This is a genomic window from Bacillus sp. EKM420B (assembly GCF_011065565.1).
Classification (GTDB): domain Bacteria; phylum Bacillota; class Bacilli; order Bacillales; family Bacillaceae; genus Bacillus; species Bacillus velezensis.
Window position 1 is genome coordinate 1 of the sequence record NZ_JAAMNX010000072.1, and the last position, 234, is coordinate 234.

The following is a 234-nucleotide window of genomic DNA, read 5'->3' on the forward strand; positions in this document are numbered from 1 at the left end:
TCAGCTGACGCATTCGTCCGGCCGTTTTGTCTGGAGGAAGCGCCGCTCTTCCGTGCGGCCCTCGTGAAAGAATCGGATGAACGTCACCTTTTATTAACGGATATGCATCATATTATTTCTGACGGTGTGTCCGTCAACACATTGATTAAAGAATTCAGCGAGCTGTACGCAGGCCGTTCGCTTGCGCCGATGCGCCTTCAATATAAAGACTATGCCGTCTGGCAGCGGTCGTTT

1 protein-coding gene is annotated in these 234 nt (G+C 51.3%); it reads left to right on the forward strand.

Annotated features, from left to right (window positions below; translation table 11 throughout):
- Positions 1 to 234: condensation domain-containing protein (locus G9F48_RS19585; protein ID WP_165410003.1), on the forward strand; the 234-nt coding region annotated here is incomplete at both ends.